The sequence below is a fragment of the Kitasatospora sp. NPDC089913 genome, from assembly GCF_044748625.1.
Classification (GTDB): Bacteria; Actinomycetota; Actinomycetes; order Streptomycetales; family Streptomycetaceae; genus Kitasatospora.
Genome location: NZ_JBIVGI010000003.1, coordinates 260,311 through 264,992, shown reverse-complemented (window position 1 = coordinate 264,992; position 4,682 = coordinate 260,311). Strand labels below are relative to the sequence as shown.

The window sequence follows — 4,682 nt, the reverse complement described above, 5'->3', positions numbered from 1 at the left end:
CTTGGGTGCGGGTTTTACTTTGGGTGGCCGGCCCGACCCCCCCCCCCCCCCGGGGGGGCTGGCACCCCCCGCCCGGGGCCCCCCGGGGGGGGGGCGCCCGCCGGGGCGCCCGCCCACCGGCCCGAACGACGGAAGGGAGAAGGACACATGAGCGAGGGCGTCAACCTCTGGCAGTTCCGCGACACCGCCGGCCACACCGCCGGCACCGACCTCATCGGATTCCACGTGGAGGCCGTGGACGGCTCCGTCGGCAAGGTGGACCGCCTCTCCGAGGCGATGGGTTCGCAGTACCTGGTCGTCGACACCGGCCCGTGGATCTTCGGCCGCCTGGTGCTGCTCCCCGCCGGCACGGTCATCCGGATCGAGATCGGCGAGCAGAAGGTCTACATCGACCGCACCAAGGACGACATCAAGCACAGCCCCACCCTCGGCGTCGACGACACCGACCGCGGCCCGGACTTCCAGGACCGCTACGCCCTCTACTACAGCCCGTTCTACGGCGGCCGCCGGTTCTGACCGGGCTCGAGGTTGAACGCCCGAGAGCCACAGGGGCAGTGCAACGACCCCGGACCTGCACCACGTCCCGGCCGTCGAGTACAAGGACGACGGAACGGTGCTGCGCACCGCCCGGCTGATCGCCGCCGACGGCTGGGACGTCGACCTGCCGCTGTGGGCCGACGCCGCCAACTGCAGCCCCTGCCACCCCAGCAACGACTCCCACTGACCTTCAAGTCAGGGGTGACTCCGGCCCGCCCGGGGTCACCCCGCCCGGGAGAGTGAAGTTCACCCAAAGCCCCGCGCCGGCGCACACCGAGCGCAAGGATGGCCCGGGTGACAACCACCTCGTCCACCCGGGCCGCGTGCTCACCGGACCTCTGGCACCACTACGGCCGCAATCGCGCCGACACCGACCGGTCCGTCCCCGACTCCTTTCACTCGGTCTGGGCCCAGGACGGCGGGCCCGGCGTCGAAGTGCTCGGCGACATCACCGGTCTTGTCGTCGCCGACCTCGGCGCGGGCGCCGCCCGCCACGCCGCCCACCTCGCGGCCCGCCACGCCCCGGCCCGGGTCGATGCGATCGACGCCTCACCCGCCCAGCACGCGATGGCGCGCGACCTCTACAGCCACCTGGCGCCCCGCCTTCGCACGGTTCACGCCGATGCGGTCGAGCACCTGGACGCCCACCCCGGCTCCTACGACGTGCTCTACTCGGTGTTCGGGAGCCTGGACTTCACCGACCCGCGCCGGCTTCTCCCGGCTGCTGCACGCGCCCTGCGCCCCGGCGGACTGCTCGCCGCGTCCACGCTGGGGCACTACCTCGACGGGGCCCCGGCCGAGCCGGACGTCCAGCATGCCGACATCCCGGCCCGCACTCCGGAGGGCGCCACCACGACCATGCGCCGGTGGGTCCTCCAGGAGACCGTCTGGACCGAACAACTGGACGGGGCGGGCTTCACTGCGATCAGCATCGACCGCCTTCCGTCCGCCGTTCCCGGTGCGTGGACGGCCGAGACCCTGCTCATCCGCGCTCACCGGCGGTCCTGAACCCACCGGCCGAGGGGCCATCACCGATCCGGCCGGAGCCCGAAGGCGCGGGTGCAACGGGGGTGAGAGATCGGCCACTCAGCGGCGTCTTCAACGGTGCGCAGCGTCCGGGCGGCTCTATCGGGGTCGGGGTCGCTGGTCCAGCCCGAACTTGCACCGATCCGGGCGATCCGGCCCCACCGCGACGTGAAGCGTCTAACGTCGAATCGCACTGATCGACTGCCGAGGACCCGGGAGCGTGATGGCATTGGCCGTGGGACGGCCGGAGCCCTCGGACGAACTGCGCTACGCGGTAGTTTCCTTGGGGATTGCGTTGACGCGGACCGAGGACGGGGATTCGCCACGGTTCGGTCTGGACGTCCTGGAGGAGGCTCCCCTCCATGCCGACAGAGTCGCGGACATTCTGGAGAATTTCCGGTACACCCGTCGCCCGACGGCGACAGCGTCGTCGCAGGCTCAGGAGCAAGCCGACTACGCGCGGCTGGTAGAGGCCGCTGTCGAAGCCGAGGACGCCGATGTACTGATCGTGCACATCGTCGGACACGGCGAGCTCGCCGACGGCAGCAGCGAGAAGCTGTACATCCTGGACAACGACGGGAACCGGCTCAGCCGCCCGGTCGGCAGCTGGATCGACCTGATCGAGGACCACCCCCAACGGCACCGACCGATGACCCTGTTCGTCCTGGACGTCTGCTACAGCGGACAGGCCGCGGTGACCGCCTGGCACTCGCGAATGGACGTCGACAAACGCAAGTCCTGGGTGCTCGCCGCGAGCAGGCCGGACCGGCAGGCGTTCGGATACCGACTGAGCCAGGCCCTGGTCCAGGTCCTGACGAAGTACCACCAAGCCCTGGAAATCCGCTTCGACTCCTCCCTCCGGTACATTCCGGCCGCCGCCGTCTGGCGGGACGTCGAACGCGCGGTCAACGAGCTGGCCGAAGAGTCCGGCGGGCTGCCGCAGTCGATCCTGACCAGCCTCGTCCCCGGCCACGCCGACCTCTCCCACCTGCCGTTCTTCCCCAACCCCTCCTACGCCTCCCACCGCACCGGCCCCGCACCGGACCTGCCTCCGGAGATTGCCCGCCTGGCCGACTGGGCCGCGGACCCCCTGCATTTCATGCGCCGCGCCGGCGGCGGCGAACCCGTGGCCCGCGACTGGAGCGAGGGATACTTCAGCGGCCGCACCGAACAACTCGACACTCTCGCCACCTGGCTCGACGACGACACCGCCGCCCCGGGACTACGGGTGATCACCGGCAAACCCGGCGCTGGCAAGTCCGCACTCCTCGGCCTCCTCCTGTGCGCCGCCCACCCCGCACTGCGCCGCCACACCCGTCCCCTGTGGGCCACGCTCCATGACCACGTCCCGGGCGAGAACGACCGGATCGCCGCCGTCCACGCCCGACGCCTCGGCCTCGACCACATCACCGCCTCCCTGGCCCGCCAGCTGCGCCACATCACCGACCCCGACGCCCCGGCCCCAGCGAACGAGGAAGCGCCCGGCCCGGCCATGAACCCGGCACAGCGACTGCTGGACCTCCTCCCCCCTGGCCAGCGCCCGGTCACCGTCGTCATCGACGCCCTCGACGAAGCAATCAGACCCCAGGACATCACCACGGCCCTGCTGCTTCCCCTCGCCCGGCACGCGCAGACAGCCGGCGCTCGACTGCGGCTACTGGTCGCCACCCGCGCCGACACCCGGTTCGACCAACTCCTCGACCTGGCCCAGGACAGCGGAGCATGCACGGACCTGAGCACCCTCGCACCGTACGAGGTCCGCCGGGACGTGAGCGCCTACGCCAAACGGCTCCTCACCGCCGACGGCCCCTACATCCGCGCCAACCTGCGCCCCGTCCGGGACGCCCTCGCCGACGCGATCGCCGACACCCTCACCGCACACCCACCGACAGGCCAGTCAGGCCACGACACCGAAGGCCTGCAATGGGGCGAGTTCCTCACCACCGGCCTCTACGTCCACCACCTCCTTGCCGCCCCGCCCGCCGCCACTCCCGAGGAAGCCACACGGCTGGGCCGGGCCGTGCCCCGCAGCCTGCCCGACCTCCTCGAGCTCGACCTCCAACGCCATACCGACCAGCCCCACCTGCGCCCAGTACTCACATCCCTCGCCTTCGCCCAGGGCCGCGGCATGCCCGAAAGCGTCCTTGTCCACGCGGCCGCCGCCTTCACCGTCCCCGACACCCCTCCCCCGTCGCTGCCGGAGCTGTACGCCCTCCTCGACGGGGAAGCACGCTTCTACCTGCGCCGCGACATCGACACCGACGGAACCACCCTCTACCGGCTCTTCCACCAAGGTCTCGCCGACTGGCTGCGCGGGCCGGCCGGCGGACCGTCTCACAAGGACTCGCCGACGACGGCGGACCCGCTGCCCGGTCGGGCGGAGCGGCTGTTCGAGCAGCTCCTGCAAGGCGTCCCCCGCGACCGGAACGGCGGGCTGCATTGGCAGCACGCTCATGGCTATCTGATCAGACATGCCGCCCAGCACGCGATCGACGCCGGACGCCTGGACGAACTCCTCTTCGACGCCGGCTACCTCCAGCACGCCGACCCCCACACCCTCGCCGATGCCCTGTCCTATACGCAATCCGAGCAGGGCAGACTCAACGCCTCCGTCTACCTTGCCTCCTGGGGCGTCCATCATGCGTTGCCGCCTGTGGCACGCCGCCAGATCCTCGCGCTGGACGCCGCACGCTTCCGCAACACGCCACTCCAATCCGAGTTGCCCGGCGACGCCGACTGGACTGTGCGATGGGCAACGGCCAATCAGGTCTCACCGTCCCTGGTCCGTATCCTGCCCGGCCACACCCACGGGGTGAACGCGGTCGCGGTAACGCACATCAACGGCCACCCACACGCCATCACCGGCAGCAACGACAACTCCGTGCGGCTCTGGGACCTCACCACCGGCACCCAGACCCACCACCTCACCGGCCACACCAGCGGGGTGAACGCGGTCGCGGTGACCCGCATCAACGGCCACCCACACGCCATCACCGGCAGCAACGACAACTCCGTCCGGCTGTGGGACCTCACCACCGGCACCCAGACCCACCACCTCACCGGCCACACCAGCGGGGTGAACGCGGTCGCGGTGACCCGCATCAACGGCCACCCACACG

The 4,682-nt window shown here is 71.0% G+C and carries 3 protein-coding genes; all 3 read left to right on the top strand.

Annotated elements, in window-relative coordinates:
• The first annotated feature begins 147 nt into the window (after positions 1-147).
• Positions 148-516, top strand: coding sequence for a PRC-barrel domain-containing protein (locus ACIPYS_RS07685; RefSeq protein ID WP_093863877.1), 369 nt, complete (start codon positions 148-150; stop codon positions 514-516).
• 306 nt (positions 517-822) lie between these two features.
• On the top strand, positions 823-1,545 hold the full coding sequence (locus tag ACIPYS_RS07680) for a class I SAM-dependent methyltransferase (protein ID WP_400744501.1): 723 nt from the start codon (positions 823-825) through the stop codon (positions 1,543-1,545).
• Between the two features lie 526 nt (positions 1,546-2,071).
• Positions 2,072-4,682: AAA family ATPase (locus tag ACIPYS_RS07675; protein WP_400744499.1), on the top strand; the 2,611-nt coding region annotated here is incomplete at its 3' end.